Genomic DNA, 17,713 nt, shown 5'->3' with positions numbered 1-17,713 from the left:
TCTGCGCCAGATCGGAAGCGACGCGGTCGTCGTCGCGCGTTGTCGCGCATGGAGCAGATCATTGGGGGGCAGTCATGAAGGAAAGAATCCTGACCGTGTTCGGCACACGGCCCGAGGCGATCAAGATGGCGCCGCTGGTGCAGGCATTGCGCGCCGAGGCAGGCTTCGACTCGGCGGTGTGCGTGAGCGCGCAGCATCGGCAGATGCTCGATCAGGTGCTGGAATTGTTCGGCATCGTGCCCGAGTTCGACCTGAACCTGATGCGGCCTGGGCAGACGTTGTCCGACATCACGTCCAACGTGCTGGGCGGCATCGACCGCGTGCTGGATGCGTACGCCCCCGACGCCGTGCTGGTCCATGGCGATACCACGACCACGCTCGCTGCGAGCCTTGCAGCGTTCTACCGGCGCATTCCCGTCGGTCATGTCGAGGCAGGGTTGCGCACAGGAAACATCTGGTCGCCGTGGCCGGAAGAGCTGAACCGCCGCGTGACCGACGCCGTCACCACGTGGCATTTCGCGCCGACGGCCGAGTCGCGTCAGAACCTGCTCGACGAGGGCATCGACCCTGCGCAGGTGACGCTCACCGGCAACACCGTCATCGACGCGCTGCTGGCGGTCAAGCGGCGGCTGGACACCGACGCCGGGCTCTCGACCGAGATGCTGGCGCGCTATCCGTTCCTGGATGCGGGCCGGCGGATGATCCTGGTGACGGGCCACCGGCGCGAGAACTTCGGCGAGCCGTTCGAGCATTTCTGCGTGGCGCTGCGCCTGCTTGCTGCCAGGCATCCGGATGTGCAGATCGTGTATCCGGTGCATCTGAACCCGAACGTCCAGGAGCCCGTCAACGCCATTCTTTCGGGCCACGGCAACGTTTATCTGATCGCGCCGCAGGACTACCTGCCCTTCGTCTACCTGATGGACCGCGCCCACCTGATCATCACTGATTCGGGCGGCATCCAGGAGGAAGCGCCGGCACTCGGCAAGCCGGTGCTCGTCACGCGCGACACGACGGAGCGCCCCGAGGCCGTTGCGTCTGGCACCGCGCGGCTTGTGGGTACCGATACGCAGCGCATCGTCGATGAAACCGAGCGCCTGCTGCATGACAGCGCCGAATACCAGCGCATGGCGCAGGCCCATAACCCCTACGGCGACGGGCAGGCCTGCTTGCGCATCGTCGATGCGCTGAAGGCCGCGTTTGCCGGGCAGCCGCAACAGGCTGCCCGCGGCCCCCAGCTCGTTCGCAAGCCGGTTGCCGAGGCCGAGATCATCGATCTGGACGTGGCGCGCGCGATCGCGCAAGGATCATCCACGCAACACCGCCTGAACGGTTAGGAGGGTTTGATGAATGCGAAACAGATCGGGGGCGGTGCGTTGCTCGCCTCGGCATTGGTGGCCGGCTGGCTGATCGTCGCGCCACCCGGCGCAGAGAAAGCCGGTGTGCTGGCTGTCGCGCCTGAGGCTGCCCAGAACGACCCGGTTGGCGGAGGCGACAGCAACGACAGGAAAGCCCCCGCACCCACGCCTTCAAAAGGCACGGCCACGGCCGCGCAGCCCGCCCAGCCCGCCGTGATGGCCGCGACGACACACAGGGCCGCGACCGGCGGCCCGCGCGCCTATGGCTACGGCGTCATGGACGAGAACGGACAGGTTGTTCCACCGCCTCGCCCGGCGGTCATGACAGAAGTCCGCCCCGGCATGCCGGAAAACGAGACGACAGGTACCGAACGCGGCCACGACCGTGGCCCTAACTTCAACCTCGGGCTCTACCGCCAAGCGGATGGCTCGGTGTATCGCCCATGAGTCGGAGCGCATCATGAAGACAGTCTTTCGGAAGTTTCTCTGTGCAGTGGTGCTGGCCGGCGGCATGCTCGGCATTTCATTGACGGGGCCAGCGCAGGGCGCCAGCTGCACCATCGGGCTCGGCCCCGTCTGCGTGACGGTCGGAGGTTCGGCCTCTGCACAGACCACACCGGCGAAGATGCTGGTGCTGTACGACGCGCCCGCCAATGATCCGTACACCAACCTTGGCAAGGCGTACGCGATCATGCTGTACAACCTGCTCGCGCACTTCAACACCACCATCACGATGCTGCCGGTGCAGAACTACACGGCAGGCATGACCGAGCAGTACACCGCCACGTTCTATATGGGGAGCTACTACAACAACCCCATACCGGCGGCATTCCTCTCCGACGTGACCACCACGCAGAAGACCGTCGTCTGGTTCAAATACAACCTGTGGGAACTGGCCTGGAACCCGGCGTATCCGTTCACCGCGCGCTACGGCATCAACTTCGTGAACCTGCGCGGCATGAACGCCACGCCTTCGGCCAGCGCTCCGAACCCGGGCTTCTTCGATAACGTGAGTTACAAGAGCCTGTCGATGCAGAAGTACTACGCGTTCAATTCGACGACGGGCGCCGTCACGGCCGACCCGGACATCGGCGTGACCTCCGTGGCCGACGCCACCAAGGCCTCCAGCCTGGTGACGATCACCAACACGGCCACGAATGAGACCGCGCCGTACGTCATGCGCTCGGGCAACTTCTGGTACTTCGCCGACATGCCGTTCTCGTTCATCGGCCCGCGCGATCGCTACCTCGTGATCTGCGACTTGCTGCATGACATCCTCGGCACGAATGCGCCCACGTCGCACCGCGCCCTTGTGCGCCTGGAAGACGTGAATGCCACGACGTCCGTGGCCGCCATGAAGACGCTGACCGACTACATGCAGAGCAAGAGCATTCCGTTCTCGATCGCGACCATCCCGCTGTATACCGACCCGAACGGCGTATACAACGGCGGCGTGGCGCAGACCATCCATCTGGTCAACGCAACGGGGCTGAAACAGGCGCTGAACTACGCCAAGGCACGCGGCGGAAAGATCCTGATGCATGGCTATACGCACCAGTACAGCAACATTCCGAACCTCATTAACGCCGTGAGCGCCAACGACTTCGAGTTCTGGCTTGCCACGCAGAACCGGCCGGTGAATGAGGATTCGACGCAGTGGGCCGCCAATCGGCTGTCTGCCGGCCTGCTGGAGTTCCAGCTCAACGGCTACAACCCGTTTGCCTGGGAGGCGCCGCACTACCAATCGTCGCCGCTGTCGATCCAGGCGGTGCCCAAGTACTTCAAGAACACCTATCAGCGCGTGGTGTACTACACCTCGGACAATCCGCAGACGCTGAACGCGACCACGCCCGGGCATGACTTCTCGGTGGGCCAGTTCTTCCCCTACATCATCCAGAAGGACTACTACAACCAGCGCATCATTCCGGAGAACCTGGGCAATGTGGAATACAACATCTGCAATATCGACCCATCGTCCTGCCTGTCGTACACGGCGCAGGACATCCTGACCAACGCCAACTACGCGCTGGCGGTGCGCGACGGCTTTGCGTCGTTCTTCTTTCACCCGTTCTGGCTGGAACCCGAAGTCGGCACGCCCGGCTTTGCCGACTTCCAGACCATCATCACCGGCATCACGGCGCTGGGCTTTACCTGGGCCGACGCCAGCGTGGTGCAGTGACCATGCCGGCGGTGCGGGCGATACTGGCAATGGCGATGCTGGTATCGGCCGCATCTGCACAGGCCGCGGGGCCGGCGGACGCAATGCCCGTCGGCCCCGCGCCGCTGTATGGCGTGACGATCGATGCGGTGGACGACGTGCCGGCGGTGGTCGATGCGCTTGCGCATCTGCCGCATCGGCCCACCGCCCGCGTCGTCTTTGACGAGGGCATGCGCGCCTCGCACTATGCCGCTCCGGTCGCTGCCATCCGGCGTGTGGCCTACGTGATGGGAGAGCTCGCGGATTCGTCCACGCTCAAGCAATACACGCCACCCGAATTGCGCGAGCGCGCCAGCGCATACCTGCGTACGCTGGGCAGCCAGGTCGACATCTGGGAAATCGGCAACGAGGTCAACGGCGAGTGGGCCGGCCACCCGCGGGACGTGGTCGACAAGACGCTGGCGGCTTACGACGTCATCCGCCAAGGCGGCGGCCGGACCGCGCTGACGCTGTACTACAACGAAGGCTGCGCGGAGCAACCGTCACACGCGATGTTCGGCTGGGTCGAGCGCAAGCTGCCAGCGCGGCTTCGCGAGGGCGTGGACTATGTCTTCATCAGCTTCTATGAAGACGATTGCAGGATCGCCACGCCGCCGTGGAGCGCGGTGTTCCAGCGCCTGGGCGAGCTGTTTCCGCATGCCGCGCTCGGCTTTGGCGAGGTGGGCACCCGCCGCGCCGCGGGCAAGCCGGCGCTCATCGCGCATTACTACGGGTTGGCGGTCGACCACCCTCGCTACGTGGGCGGCTATTTCTGGTGGTATTTCCGGCAGGACATGGTGCCGCGCTCGCGGCCGCTGTGGCGCGACCTCGACGCGGCATTCCGGGCGCAGTCCGCCGCGCTCACCCGCTAGCGCGCGCGTTGACGCGCTGCCTCTGCGGTGCGCCGGGCCTGCCGGTCACGAGGTCTTCCGGGCTGACCGGTTCACCGTCGCGGCGCACGAGCTGGATCGTGCGGGTGGGCAGGGCGAAGGCCGTGCCGAGGTTTTCGAGCCCCTCGAGGATCGTCAGGTTGATGCGCTGCTGGATATCCATGTACAGGTTGAAATCGGGGTCGGTCACGAAGTACACCACCTCGAAGTTCAGTGCGTTCTCGCCAAATTCCTTGAAGTGCGCGCGGTCGAAGCGCGTGTTGCCCGCGGTTTCAACGGCACGGCGCACGATCTCCGGAATCTTCTGCAGCTGCGAGGCCCGTGCGTCGTATGTCACGCCGAACGTAAAGACCACACGCCGTTCCGACATGCGTTTGTAATTGTGAATCGTGCTCTTGAGCAGCGCCGTGTTCGAGGTCACGATCTCCTCGCCGGACAGGCTGCGGATGCGCGTGGTCTTGAGCCCCACGTGCTGCACCGTCCCGGCGATCGATTCGAACACGATGAAGTCGCCGATCTCGAACGGCTTGTCGAGCCCGATGGCAAGCGACGCGAACAGGTCGCTCAGGATGCTCTGCACCGCCAGCGCCACCGCCACGCCGCCCACGCCCAGGCTGGCGACAAAGGCCGTGATGTTCACGCCCACATTGGCGAGGATGCCCAGCACGAGCATCGACCACAGCGCGAAGCGCAGCACCCACGCCATCATCGACGTGATCACGGGGTTATGGGTCGTGCGCCCCTGCGCGGAGAGCTTCTCGCGCGTCCAGAGCGTGACGCCGCGGTTCAGCCATAGCGCAATCTGGAACCCGATGATGACGAACCAGACGTGGTCCGCCTTGTTGGCAATGCGCGTCGGCAGGTCGATGAAATACGAACCCGCCAGCAAGGCCGCCAGCGCGATGAACAGCGGATGCGTGTCGTGCAGTACCGCCGCGCTGAGAATGTCGAACCGGTGGCCGGTGCGCCGGGCCCGGGCCTCGAGCCGGTTGCCGATGAACCGGATGAAGTTGGACAGCACCGCATAGGCGGCGATGGCCGTCAGTGCCGCCGCCAGCCAGTCGCGGATCGGCACGCGCAGAAAAGTGTGGGCGTTGAGCCACTCCATAGGCATCTCCGTGCAATAACACGGATGCTGCGCCGCACAGAACGTGCCAGCGGCACGGGGCAGCGGCCCGGGTTTGGCCCCTCGTGCGCCGTTTCAGCCGGCCAGCACCTGCCAGACCAGCCACACGTTCGCCACGCTGATGATCCCGAACAGCGCCCACGCCAGCAGGGAAGTGACGCGCGTGTTGACGAATGCGCCCATCAGCGTGCGGTCGTCCGTCATCCGGATCAACGGAAACATGGCGAACGGCAGCTGCAGGCCCAGCACCACCTGGCTGATGACGAGCAGCTTGGCGATGGCGTGCTCGCCCAGCATGGCCACGCCGATGAATGCGGGAATCAACGCCAGCGCACGGGTGATGAGGCGTCGCTGCCAGCACGGGATGCGCAGATCGAGGAAGCCTTCCATCAGGATCTGTCCGGCGATCGTCCCGGTGAAGGTGGAGCTTTGCCCGGCCGCCAGCAGCGCGAAGCCGAACAGCAGGCCCGCCAGCGCCGTTCCCACCATGGGCTCCAGCAGGCGGTAGGCGTCCTGGATATCGGCCACGTCGCGGTAGCCGTTGGCATGGAAGGCCGCAGCGGCCAGCACGAGGATGGCGCCATTCACCAGCAGCGCGAGGCTCAACGAGACGATGGTGTCCAGCCGCGAGAGCCCGATCGCTTCGCGCTTGGCCGCGTCCGTGGCGGCCGTCATGCGCGTCTGCACGACCGACGAATGCAGATACAGGTTGTGCGGCATCACCGTCGCGCCCAGGATCCCGATGGCGAGGTACAGCGGCTCGCGTTGGCTCACGGCCTGCCACGACGGCATCAGGCCCGCCGCGACGGAGGGCCAGTACGGCTTGATGAGGACCAGTTCGACGAAGTAGCACAGCCCGATGGTCAGGATCAGCCCGAGCACGATGGCTTCGAGCTGGCGGAAGTTCTTGCCCTTCAGGCCCAGGACGATCAGCGTATCGAGCGCGGTCAGTGCAACGCCCATCAGGATCGGCACGCCCAGCAGCAGGTGGAAGGCCAGCGCACAACCGAGCACCTCGGCGAGGTCGCACGCGATGATCGACAGTTCGGCCAGCAGCCATTGCACCCGCAGCGCACCGGGGCGGTAGCGGTTGCGCGAGGCACGCGCGAGGTCCATCCCGGTGACGATGCCCAGCCGCGCCGACAGGCACTGCAGCACCATCGCCGCCAGGCTGGAAAGCACGACCACGAACAGCAGCGCATAACCGTAGCGGGACCCCGCTTCGATATCGGTGGCCCAGTTGCCCGGGTCCATGTAGCCGACGCAGACCAGCAGCCCCGGCCCCGCAAAGCGCAGCAGCTTCCTCCACAACGGCAGGCCGGGCGGGATGGCAACGGTGCCGCGGACTTCGGATGGGCAGAACGGCGCGGTGGCGGTGGTTGGCAGGCGGAGCATGCGCGCGGCAGAGGAAGAGGCAATCGGAACGGCCCCATGATAGCCAGGCGCCGTCGGCGGCGCGTGGTGCGTGCACGACGCCCCCCACTTCGTGGCATGCCGCTCGAGGCCGGCTTTGGGTAAGCTGCGCGGCAGCTTCGGCTTGCCGCTGCCCAGGCATTCCTGCATGCCAGCGGCCCATGTCCATCCTTCCTTCTTCCTGACCATCGTGATTGTCGGCATCGACCTTGGAACCACCAACAGCCTCGTCGCCGTATGGCGCGACGGCGGCGCCAGCATTGTCCCCAACGCGCTCGGGCACGCGCTGACGCCGTCGTGCGTGGGCTTTCTGGACGACGGCTCTCTTGTCGTGGGCGAAGCCGCGCGCGAACGCCTGCAGACCCATCCGCAGCTGACGGCGGCGCTCTTCAAGCGGTACATGGGCACCGACCGCAAGATCACGCTGGGCCGGCAAACCTTCCGGCCCGAAGAGTTGTCGTCGTTCGTGCTGCGCGCACTCAAGGCAGATGCCGAGGCCCTGCTCGGCGAGCCCGTGACGGAAGCGGTCATTACCGTGCCGGCATACTTCAGCGACGCGCAGCGCAAGGCCACGCGCGTGGCAGGAGAGCTGGCGGGGCTGAAGGTCGAGCGCCTGCTCAACGAGCCGACGGCGGCGGCCCTGGCCTACGGCCTGCAGAGTCAGGACGAGAGCAAATTCCTTGTATTCGACCTGGGCGGCGGTACCTTCGACGTGTCGATCCTGGAATTGTTCGAAGGCGTGATGGAGGTGCGTGCCTCGGCCGGCGACAACTTCCTCGGCGGCGAGGATTTCGCCACGCTGCTCATGCAGTCCTTCCTGCAGAAGACCGCGCTGGGCGAGCGCGTGGGCACCGATATCGGCAGCTTGCCCCCGGCACTGGCCGAGCGCCTGCGTGCAGCCGCCGAGCGCACCAAGCGCACGCTGACGGACGCCGTCTCCACCACGCTGCGCATCGAATACGAGGGCGAAACCTACAACTGGGAAGTCAGCGCCGATGCCTTTGTCTCGCTGGCCGAGCCGCTGCTCGAACGTTTGCGCTCGCCCGTCGAGCGCGCCCTGCGTGACGCGCGCATCCGCCCGGCCGAGCTCGATCGCATCGTGCTGGCCGGCGGCGCCACGCGCATGCCGATGGTGCGCCGGCTCGTGAGCCGCATGTTCGGCCGCTTTCCGGTGGTCGACCTGAATCCTGACGAGGTGGTGGCGCTTGGCGCAGCCGTACAGGCCGGCCTGAAGATGCGCGATGCGGCCCTCGATGAAGTCGTGATGACCGATGTGGCGCCGTATTCGATGGGCGTGGACGTCGTGCAGCGCGTGTCGATGCAGCGCATGACCGAGGGCCATTTCCTGCCGATCATCGAGCGCAACACCGTGGTGCCCGTCAGCCGCGTCGAGCGTCTGCACACCGTGTCGGACAACCAGGCCGAGATCCACCTGCGCATCTTCCAGGGCGAGTCTGCGCGCGTGGTCGACAACATCTTCCTGGGCGAGCTGCGCATCCCGGTGCCGCCCAAGCCGGCGGGAACGGTGCACATCGACGTGCGCTTCACGTACGACGTCAACGGCATTCTCGAATGCGAGGGTACGGTGGCCGACACGGGCGAAAAGCACGTGCTGGTCATCGAAGAAAACCCCGGTGTGATGACACCCGACGAAGTGCAGGCACGCCTGGCAGCACTGGCGGCCATCAAGATCCACCCGCGCGACCAGACCGAGAACCGTGCCGTGATGTCCCGCGCGGAACGCGTGTTCGAACAGCTGCTCGGCGCCCAGCGTGGTGCGGTCGGGCATGCCATCGGCGTGTTCCAGGGTGCGCTCGATACGCAGGATCCGGATCGCATTCGCGAGGTGCGGACCAGCATCAAGCGCCTGCTCGACCAGGTCGAGTCCGGCGCAATGTTCGACTGAAGGCGCCCATGTCGACCGAACTGTTTGGACCGTGGGCGGTGCTGGGCATTGAACCCACACACGATGCCCGCCAGATCAAGCGCGCCTACGCGGCCCGCCTGAAGGTGGTGCGCCCCGACGACGATGCTGCCGGATTCCAGGCGTTGCGCGAGGCCTATGACACGGCCCTCGCGCAATGCGACGATGGCGCGCCGCCGCCGGTTGTCGTGCACCTGGAGACCCGGCACGCTGATCCTGAAGCCGCGGCCCAACTGCCCGACGATGCGCCAGGACGCCCCGCGCCGCTGACGTTTCGGCCGGCACCGCAGCGCGAGCTTGGCCCGGCGCCGGGCGTTGTCGGCGTGCAGCACTGGCAGGCGTTCCTGGCCGAGGTGCCGCAACAGGACCCGGACGACGTGTCCGATGCGCGCGTGGAAGCGATCGAAACGTTGCTGCGCGCTCGCCTCCAGCATCCGGACCTGATCCATTTCGAGGCCCGCGAAGCGTTCCAGCACGCCGCGCTGCGTGCCTGCGCCGATCGGGCAATGCTCGGCACCGTCCGCATGGCGTGCGACAACGTGTTCGAATGGACCGGCGCCCCCATGCCGCTGGACCCGCATGAGCGCCGGCTGTGGCAAATCGCCATTGACCGTGCGGCCGGCGACGTGCAATACCAGGGCGTGCAGCACCGCGCCAAGCACTCCGCCACCGTGCGGCGCATGTTGCAGCCCGGGCCCGCCAGGATTCCGACGCTGCGCCTGTTCATGCCGTACTTCCTGTCGGACGTGCGCAAGTTCCTCGAGCAACTGAGGACGAAGTGGCCGCAGGCGCTCGAATATCGGCTCGACCACGCCTCGATGCAGGCCTGGGACGAGGCGGCGCGCCGCCCATGGCCGTCGTTTTCGGGGCTGGCGGCGCTGGCGGCGCTCAGTGCATTCGGTGCGCTGATGTTCTGGGCGGGCGGCCACCGCTGGGATGCGCCGGATTGGTACCAGCAACTTGGCACGTTCTTCGTGTGGCTGGTGACCGTTTGCATTCTGGTGCTGCCCGTGACGCTGCGCGTGGCCTATCCCGTGTGGATCGCGCCCGCGCTGGAGCGGCGACGCGCGCGCGGCCAGCTGCGGGCGCTGCATCCGGCAGTCTGGTACGGCATTCGCATTGCGCCGCCGACGCTGGCGCTGTGCGTGCTGCATCCGTCCGACTGGTACACCGGTGTCGTGACTGCGGCCATTGTGGGTGTCGCCTTCGTGCACGTGCTGGTGCTGCTTGCCCAGGAACGCGCCCGCGTGCTGGCGCTGCTGGTGCCGGCGGGCATGTTCTACGGCTTCAGCCTGGTGAGCGCCTTCGAGCCATTCTTCGGCAACGGCCTGCTGGTGCTGGCGTTGTCCGATACGTTGTTCCTGGGGCTGCGCGAGGTGCTGCTGCGTGGTTTTGGGCAGGACTGGCAGACCACCCGGGCGCGACTCGTCCTGCTGGCGGTTGGCATTGCCGCCGTGCCGCTGCAGCTGTTGCTGGCGCAGGATCTGCCCGCGGTGGCTGCAACGCTGGGGTGGGCATGGTTCCTGGCCGGCCTCGCGGCCGTCGACCCATTCTGGTCAAAGCTCGCGGAGCGCAAGGGCCTGGGCGGGACGTACGTCTGGATGTTCGCCATGGCGCTGACGCTCGGCGCGGGACTGCTGTTGAGCGACGTGCTCGTGCCGAAGGGGCACGTCCTGCGCGGGATGCTGATCCTGCAAGGCTCGGTCGCCTGGCTGGTATTGACGGCCTTGCTGCGCACCGCATGGCACGCGGTGCTGGACGGCATGCGCAGCCGTCGCCAGCGGGCGTGAGATCCCGCCGTTCATCGCAAACGAGGCGCGCAATTGTGCGCCGACGTGCATATTGCCCGGGCACATTTAAGGCAAAGCTCAGTCCGTTGCGGTAGATTTCAGCGTTTGCCGGCACCTGCACCCAGGTGCCGGCTATTCGTTTACGTCTTGACCGCCGAATTCCGGATTTCCGCGCATGAACGCCATCCTCCTCATCGAAGACGATTTGCCACTGGGTACGGCGCTGGCCCGCGCGCTGCGCCAGGCCGGCTACAACGCGACCTGGGTGCGCCGCCTGGTCGATGCGCAGAAATGGATGACCACCAACACGTTCGAGGCCATCGTGCTCGACCTGGGCCTGCCCGACGGCGAGGGGCATGTCTTCTTGGAGGAACTGCGTGCCGCGCATTGCGATGTGCCGGTCATCATCGCCAGCGCGCGCGATGCGCTGGACGAGCGCCTCAAGGGCCTGGACGCCGGCGCCGACGACTTTCTCGTCAAGCCGTTTCCCGTGGATGAGCTCATCGCCCGCCTGCGCGCGGTGCTGCGCCGCCATGCGGGGCAGAGCACGAACCAGTGGAGCGTCGGCAACCTCGTGGTGGAGCCCTCCCAGAAGCGCGTGACGCAGGACGGCCAGGTCATCGAACTGACGCCGCGCGAGTACCAGCTTCTGCTCGAACTGGTGCGCCGGGCCCATCGCTGGGTGCCGCGCGAAACGCTGATGGACGCGCTCTACCGCGAGGGCGACAGCGTGAGCGCCAACGCGCTCGAAGTCGTCATCCACCACCTGCGCCGCAAGCTCGGCAATGAAACCATCCAGACCATCCGCGGTGTCGGCTACATGATCGGGGGCGACCGGTGAAGTTTGCGGTCCCGGCCATCCTGCGGGTCCGCTCGCTGTCGTTCCGGCTGTATGTCCTGATCCTGCTAGCACTGGTGCTGATGCTGCTGGTGCAGCTTATCATCGCCCACCTCGAAATCTCGCGCACCAACAGCCGCCAGGTGGTGAGCGATCTGCGCATGTCGGCGCAGGCGTATGCCGACCTCACTGCGCTCAACATGGACGATGTGCCGCGCCGCGAAGAATTCCTGCGACGGCTCACCGATATCAAGCTGGGCCTGTCGCTGCCCAACATCCTGCCCGGCGAGTTCCGCTACGTGCTGTGCGATCGCAGCGGCAATGTCATCACCGCATTCCCGGGCGCACCGACCATGCCGTGCGGCAGGGCGCACGATGCGGTTGTCGAGATCAACCTCGAAGGCAAGCCGTGGCGCAGCTATACGGTCGACAGCGTAGACGGCCGGATCTCCGCCACCGTGGCGCAGCCGCTTTCGGCCTACGAGCGCGCCATTCGCGACCTGTTCCAGGAGGTGGCGATTGCGCTGGCCATCCTTGCCGTTGCGCTGATGGTGATGGTGGGCTGGGCCGCCCACCAGGGCCTCAAGCCGCTGCGCACGCTGACGCGGCAGGTGGAAGCGCGCGACTCGGCCGACCTCGAACCCGTGCAGAGCGTCGAGCATGCGGAGCTGAAACCGCTGGTCGACGCACTCAACGCGCTGTTCGCGCGCGTGCGCCGCGGCATTGAAGCCGACCGCCGCTTCTTCGCCGATGCCGCGCACGAATTGCGCACGCCGCTGGCCGCCATTCAGGCGCAGGCGTACGTGGTGTCGCACTCCGACAGCGAAGAGGATCGCTCCACCGCATTGCGCGAGTTCGACCGCGGCATCTCGCGCGCAACGCAGTCGCTGTCCAAGCTGCTGGCCATCGCCCGGCTCGATGCGCGCCGTGTCGAGGCGCAACTGGCGCAGGGCGCGTTGTCCGATCTGGCCGGTTGCGCGCGCAGCGGCGTGATCCAGCAGGCTTCGCGGGCGGAGCGGCGCAACATCACGCTGTCGTACGAGGGGGCCAACCAGGCGTGGGTCTCGGTGTCGCACGAAGATGCCGCCACGCTCGTCGAGAACGTGCTCGACAACGCCGTGCGTGAAACGCCCAACGGCGGCGAAGTGCGCGTCGCCGTGACACGTCTCGGCGCGGGCAAGGGCGGCAACGCCGTACCGATGATCGAACTGCGCATCGAAGATTCCGGCCCCGGCATTCCCCCCGACGAGCGTGAGCGCGTGTTCGAGCGCTTCTATCGTCCGCGCGGTAGTCAGTCGCAGGGCAGCGGCCTTGGGCTGGCCATCGTGCGCCGCATCGTCGAGCTCGGGAACGGTTCGGTTGCCATTGAAGACGGCATTGGCGGCAAGGGCTGCGCGGTGGTCATCCGCCTGCCGGCGCTGGACGCCGTGCCCGAACCGATCGAGCCCGACGATGTTCCCCCTGGCATGGCCGATACGCCGCGCCACTGATTGGCGAGCCTCCCGGTGGATGATTCTGGCGCTTGTGCTGCTGGGCCATCTGGTTCTGCTGGCCGAGTGGCGTGCGCGCCCGATGCCAGCCGTGCGGGAAGAACGGCCCCTGCTGCTCGGGCGCCTGCTTCACGATCAGGCGCCGCGCGCAACGGCTCCCGTATCCCGTCCCGCGCCGCGCCCGCAAAGTCCGCCGGCCCCATCGACTGCCGCATCACGGCGCGCATCGCTTCCACAACCCGAAGCGGCCGGCCCAGCCGCGACTGAAGAGCGCATGACTGCAGCCACCATTCAGGCGCGCCAGCTCGATCTCGGCATGGCTGCGGCGCCCGCCCGGCCCGCACGGTCTTCGGCGGAAAACAATGTCGCACGCAGCGCCGCCCAAGGGGCTGGCCACGCGTTCGGGCCGCATGCGGCATCCGCGCCGTACGCGAGCGGGCCCGTGCAGGAATCGCGCGGTGCCGCCGGCCGCTGGCAAGCCCGTGTGGACGTCGGCGGCGCCGCCTACTGCCTGCAGGCGCAGGACCCAAGCCAGCGGCGCGATCCGTTCGAGAGGGCGCTGGCCGTGCCGTCCACGTGCCGCTGATCAGTAGCCGACAGTGAACCGCTGACGCGCGTGCGCGGGCTTCTCGGCTTCGTCGAGGAACGCGATCGCGAAGTCCTCCATCGACACCCAACTCTTGCCGTTCGCGTCGACGAGCAGCGTGTCCTTGCCGATGCGGAAGTGCCCCGTGCGCTCGCCCGGCTCAAACAGGGCCGACGGCGACACGAACGTCCAGTTCAGCTCGGTTTCGTTGCGCAGCGCGTTGAGGAAGTCCCGCCCGGCCGAGGCTTCGGCAAAGTACGCCTTCGGGAACTCAGGCGTATCGATGAGCGCCTTGCCGGGTGCCACCTCGAGGCTGCCCGCGCCGCCCACCACCAGCAGGCGCGGTACGCCGGCCTTCTTGACGCCACCAACGATCTGGTCCGCGCTTGCCTGCAGAAAGCGCACGGTGCTGAACGCCACGTCGTTGCCGGCCAGTGCCGCAGCAAGCCCGGCCGCGTCTGCCACGTCGACGTCCTTGGCGGTCAGGCCTGGGCGGGCCGGCAGCTTCGATGCCGTGCGCGCAATGGCGGTGACCTGGTGGCCGCGGCGCAGGGCCTCGTCGATCAGGCGGGTGCCTACGCGCCCGGTGGCGCCGATGATTGCAATCTTCATAGTCAACTCCTTATGGAATGGCTCAAGCGGTTGAGAGGTGATATGTAATCAAATTGGTTGCATATCAGGACAAAAAAAACACGCCGGCGGTCAGGCCCGGCGGCGGCGTTGCGCGTGGCTCACCTCGTCGAGGATACCGGCGATGGTCTGCGCGGCAAGTTCGGCTTCCAGCGCGGCCTGCGCGCGTTCGGTCATGCGTTCCAGCACGCCGGTGATCTCGCGGCCCACGGCGCACGCAGGATTGGGCGCGTTGGGCGGCAGCGCAATGAGCACCGGAGACTCCACCACGTGAAAGACGTCCAGCAGCGTGATGCGGTCGGCCGGCCGCGCCAGCGTGGCGCCGCCCGCTGCGCCCATCTGCGAGACAACCAGACCGGCATCGGCCAGTTGCGCCACCAGCCGCCGGATCAGCGCCGGGTTGGTCCCCACGCTGCCCGCGATCAGCGACGACGGCACCGGCCCGTCCGCGCTGGCGAGCAGGGTCAGGATATGCACGGCGACGGCGAAGCGGCTGCTGGTGGACATGGATTCAACGCAAAGTGTAATCAGTGTAGATACACATAAAACTCGCGTCAAGCTGCCCAGCGCAGCGCTATGCGCCGTTGAAGAAATTCAGGCCGACCGTGCCTGCGATCACCAGCGCAATGCAGGCCAGCCGCGCGGGCTGCATGCTTTCGCCAAAGAAGACGATGCCAAGCACGGTCACACCCACCGAGCCGATGCCCGTCCAGACGGCATAGGCCGTGCCGGCGGGCAGGCCGCGCATGGCATGCGTGAGCAGGAAGACGCTGCCCAGCGCCGTCACGATGCCGAGCACGCTCGGGATGGGGCGCGTCCACCCGTGCGCGAACTTGAGCGAAATGGCCATGGCGATCTCCACGGCGCCCGCGGCCAACAGCCAGAGCCAAGCGGTTTGCATCACATTGAACCTCCGTCGATGCCGGCGCCAGCCGCGGCCCGGCGCGTTGCAGTGGCGCCAGATTAGGCGTACGGTCGCTTGCCAACAAGTACGCACCCGGAGGTAACCATGACGCAGAACGTGGGCATTGCCGAAGCCGGCCCGGCGGCTGTCGAGCCCTGTCCATCGGTACAGGCGCTCGAATTGATCGCAGGCAAGTGGGCGCTGCGCATCCTCCCCGCACTGGAAAACGGTCCCGTACGCAACAACGCGCTGCTGCGCCGCGTGGGCGGGGGCATCTCGCAGAAGATGCTGACGCAGACGCTGCGCGCGCTGGAAGCCAACGGCCTCGTCCTGCGCACCGTCTACGACGCGGTTGCGCCGCACGTGGAATACCGCCTCAGCCCCCTGGGCGAATCGCTGAACCGCACCCTGGTGGGGCTGGACGACTGGGTGAAGGCGCATTGGGCCGAGATGGAACGGATCCGCAAAATGCAGGTCGATTCCGAATGACATCTGCACATGGCGGCCGGTCGCCGCCATGTGCAGATGCAGCAATTTTCCTGCTAGTATCGGGCCCCATGTCTGTGACCGCACTCCGATCCGCCTTGCCGACGCTGTGCCGCGCCAATGCGCGTGGCACGCTCTCGCGCACGCGCGGCGTGCGGTGGCTGCTCACTGTCTGGTGCCTGCTGTTCACCGTCTCGGTCTTCTCGGCCACGCACTTCCCCGACGGCCAAGCCGCTGACGAGGCGCTGGAGGCCATCGAGGCCGTGGTGGACGATGCCCTTGCCGATACACCGGCCGTCGCGCAGCCCAGCAAGGGTTTCGAGCGCGCAATCCAGGCGGCGCTTGGCAAGGTGGTCAAGCAGCCCAGCCAGTGCTTCAGTACCGAACACTGGGTTGCGCAGGCGCATGACGCGCCCGCCCTACCTGACACGAATGCGGCCACGCCCGACCATCCGAGCGATGCGCCGGAACTCTGGCTGCCGCCGCCGCCCATGGCGCTGACGCCCGGCCTGCGTGTCGCGCGCGTCCGTGCCGCACTCCCGCCTTTCCAGCCCGGCCCCGCGCCGGCGCCCATGCTGCGCCCGCCCGCGCACGCCTGATCTCCGGCATTGGCCGGAGCCATCCCTCTTGAGTTCGTAGTGCAGCGCCAGCCGTTCGTCTGACCGGCTGGGCGTTCGCGCTCGCCTGTTCCTCTTTTTCAGGATGATTTCGGATGTTGTCCAATCAGGACGCGGCCCGACCTCGCCCCGCGCAATCGCGCGCGGGCGCGCGGGCATCGCAACATTTGCTTCTTGCCGCCGTGCTGGCCGCCTTGTCGGCCCCGGCGTTTTCCGCTCCCTCGGCTGCGGCCGTACCGGCGCCCGCCAAGGCCGCGACGGCCGATTCCAGCACCCCGCGTGACGAAGCGCTTCCGCAGCCGCGCTACACGCTGGCGCAACTGCTCGAGCTTGCGCACACCCACCACCCGGCGCTCGCGGCCTCGCGGGCGCAGGTGCAGGCCGCACAGGCCGGCATGACGACCGCGCGCGCATGGCCCAATCCCGAGATCGAAGCCATGACGGGCCGCCAGCGCGCGCGCATGCCTGGTGCGGCAGAAGGCCGCACGAACAGCGTGTCGATCACGCAGAAGCTCGATCTGCCGTGGCAGCGCGCCGCCCGCACGCGCGCCGCCGACGCGGCCTACGAGGGCTCCCAGGCCACCGCCCAGTCGTATGCCCGCGACGTGGAGGCCGAGCTCAAGCTGCGCTTCTACGACGTCGTGCGCCGCGAGGCCGAGCAGCGCAACGCGCGTGAGGACGTGGCGCTGGTCGAGCAGATCCGCCGCCGCGTGGCCGTGCGCGTCGAGACAGGCGAGGCACCGCGCTATGAGCTCATCCGCGGCGACGCCGAACTGCTCAACGCGCAGCGCACCGAGCAGGCGGCCGCCCTGCGCGTGCAGCAGGCGCTGGCGGAGCTGCGCCGCGCCGTGGGCGCCGACCTGCCGCAGACCTTCGATGTGGCGGCCGATGCCGAGACACCGCCGGTGGCGCACCTCCCGCCGCTGGCCGACCTGGTCAGCATGGTTCTTGCCACGCATCCCGATCTCGAGGCCGACCGCGCCGCCGTGCGCGAGGCCGAAGCGCAGCTCGCCCACGAGCGCAGCCAGCGCTGGCCGTCGCTCGCGCTGCGCGGGTCCGTTGACCGCGCGCCCGACCTGCAGGACAGCCGCGTGGGCCTCGTGATGTCGATTCCGCTGTTCGACCGTCGCGAGGGGCCTGTCGGCGAAGCGGTCGCCGTGCTCGAGCGCGCGCGTGCGCGGCTGCGCGACCGCGAACTCAAGACGCGTCAGGCCGTGGAATCGGCCTATCGCCAATACGAGATCGCCGAGTCGCAGGTGAGCGCGCTCGAGTCTGGCGTGGTCAAGCAGGCCGAATCTGCCCTGCGCGTGGCCGAAGCCGCGTACCGCCACGGCGAGCGCGGGATTCTCGACTACCTGGATGCGCAGCGCGTGTTCCGCCAGGCCCGCAACGACCTGATCGCCGCCCGCGCCGACCTGCGTACTGCCGCGGTCGAACTCGACCGCCTGCGCCCGGAGGCCCAATGAG

General features: G+C 67.4%; 17 protein-coding genes. 12 read left to right on the top strand and 5 right to left on the bottom strand.

The features are described 5' to 3' along the window. The first annotated feature begins 74 nt into the window (after positions 1-74). The 4 genes from wecB to TK49_RS17640 are packed head-to-tail and all read left to right on the top strand — an operon-like array spanning position 75 to position 4,424. A complete protein-coding gene (wecB, locus tag TK49_RS17655) occupies positions 75-1,334 on the top strand; it encodes a non-hydrolyzing UDP-N-acetylglucosamine 2-epimerase (protein WP_045218567.1) in 1,260 nt (419 codons plus the stop codon). Positions 1,335-1,343: 9 nt separating this feature from the next. Further along, on the top strand, positions 1,344-1,802 hold the full coding sequence (locus TK49_RS17650; protein ID WP_045218565.1) for a hypothetical protein: 459 nt from the start codon (positions 1,344-1,346) through the stop codon (positions 1,800-1,802). Positions 1,803-1,815: 13 nt separating this feature from the next. Then, positions 1,816-3,534, top strand: a complete 1,719-nt coding sequence (locus tag TK49_RS17645; protein ID WP_045218564.1) for a DUF2334 domain-containing protein — start codon at positions 1,816-1,818, stop codon at positions 3,532-3,534. 2 nt (positions 3,535-3,536) lie between these two features. Next, on the top strand, positions 3,537-4,424 hold the full coding sequence (locus TK49_RS17640) for a hypothetical protein (protein WP_045218562.1): 888 nt from the start codon (positions 3,537-3,539) through the stop codon (positions 4,422-4,424). On the opposite strand, the gene TK49_RS17635 is transcribed toward TK49_RS17640, so the two are convergent. Both TK49_RS17635 and TK49_RS17630 read right to left on the bottom strand, forming a co-directional pair. Then, complete coding sequence (locus TK49_RS17635) at positions 4,414-5,550, bottom strand: mechanosensitive ion channel family protein (protein WP_045218561.1); 1,137 nt, start codon at positions 5,548-5,550, stop codon at positions 4,414-4,416. The genes TK49_RS17640 and TK49_RS17635 overlap by 11 nt on opposite strands. Positions 5,551-5,643: 93 nt before the next feature. Then, positions 5,644-6,963, bottom strand: a complete 1,320-nt coding sequence (locus TK49_RS17630) for an Nramp family divalent metal transporter (RefSeq protein WP_045220280.1) — start codon at positions 6,961-6,963, stop codon at positions 5,644-5,646. Between the two features lie 166 nt (positions 6,964-7,129). On the opposite strand from TK49_RS17630, the gene TK49_RS17625 reads away from it, so the two are divergent. The 5 genes from TK49_RS17625 to TK49_RS24610 all read left to right on the top strand — a co-directional run bounded on the left by TK49_RS17625 (position 7,130) and on the right by TK49_RS24610 (position 13,609). After that, positions 7,130-8,887, top strand: a complete 1,758-nt coding sequence (locus TK49_RS17625) for a molecular chaperone HscC (RefSeq protein WP_082076355.1) — start codon at positions 7,130-7,132, stop codon at positions 8,885-8,887. A gap of 8 nt (positions 8,888-8,895) precedes the next feature. Beyond that, a complete protein-coding gene (locus TK49_RS17620) occupies positions 8,896-10,695 on the top strand; it encodes a J domain-containing protein (protein ID WP_045218559.1) in 1,800 nt (599 codons plus the stop codon). A gap of 175 nt (positions 10,696-10,870) precedes the next feature. After that, complete coding sequence (locus tag TK49_RS17615) at positions 10,871-11,536, top strand: response regulator (RefSeq protein WP_045218557.1); 666 nt, start codon at positions 10,871-10,873, stop codon at positions 11,534-11,536. After that, complete coding sequence (locus tag TK49_RS17610) at positions 11,533-13,023, top strand: ATP-binding protein (protein ID WP_045218556.1); 1,491 nt, start codon at positions 11,533-11,535, stop codon at positions 13,021-13,023. Before TK49_RS17615 ends, TK49_RS17610 begins: the two co-directional genes overlap by 4 nt. Before the next feature lie 274 nt (positions 13,024-13,297). Then, the gene (locus TK49_RS24610) at positions 13,298-13,609 is read left to right on the top strand and encodes a hypothetical protein (protein ID WP_157774012.1); all 312 of its coding nucleotides are present in this window, start codon (positions 13,298-13,300) and stop codon (positions 13,607-13,609) included. Here the strand turns inward: TK49_RS24610 and TK49_RS17600 are convergent, their stop codons facing one another. The 3 genes from TK49_RS17600 to TK49_RS17590 form a co-directional block, all read right to left on the bottom strand. Next, entirely contained in the window at positions 13,610-14,221 is a 612-nt protein-coding gene (locus TK49_RS17600; protein WP_045218552.1) for an NAD(P)-dependent oxidoreductase, read from the bottom strand. It abuts the gene before it with no gap. Positions 14,222-14,311: 90 nt separating this feature from the next. Further along, positions 14,312-14,746, bottom strand: a complete 435-nt coding sequence (locus tag TK49_RS17595) for an Rrf2 family transcriptional regulator (RefSeq protein WP_045218551.1) — start codon at positions 14,744-14,746, stop codon at positions 14,312-14,314. Positions 14,747-14,813: 67 nt separating this feature from the next. Continuing rightward, positions 14,814-15,140: a DMT family transporter gene (locus tag TK49_RS17590; protein WP_045218549.1), complete on the bottom strand. Its 327-nt coding sequence runs from the start codon at positions 15,138-15,140 to the stop codon at positions 14,814-14,816. Between the two features lie 108 nt (positions 15,141-15,248). On the opposite strand from TK49_RS17590, the gene TK49_RS17585 reads away from it, so the two are divergent. From TK49_RS17585 to TK49_RS17575, 3 genes are all read left to right on the top strand, one after another. Beyond that, a complete protein-coding gene (locus TK49_RS17585) occupies positions 15,249-15,632 on the top strand; it encodes a winged helix-turn-helix transcriptional regulator (protein WP_045218547.1) in 384 nt (127 codons plus the stop codon). Between the two features lie 68 nt (positions 15,633-15,700). After that, positions 15,701-16,228: a membrane protein gene (locus TK49_RS17580; RefSeq protein ID WP_045218545.1), complete on the top strand. Its 528-nt coding sequence runs from the start codon at positions 15,701-15,703 to the stop codon at positions 16,226-16,228. 113 nt (positions 16,229-16,341) lie between these two features. Next, positions 16,342-17,712, top strand: coding sequence for a TolC family protein (locus TK49_RS17575; protein ID WP_045218542.1), 1,371 nt, complete (start codon positions 16,342-16,344; stop codon positions 17,710-17,712). Position 17,713: the final 1 nt, after the last annotated feature.

It is taken from the genome of Ralstonia mannitolilytica (assembly GCF_000954135.1).
GTDB lineage: Bacteria > Pseudomonadota > Gammaproteobacteria > Burkholderiales > Burkholderiaceae > Ralstonia > Ralstonia mannitolilytica.
This window is presented reverse-complemented; position numbering and strand designations above follow the sequence as displayed.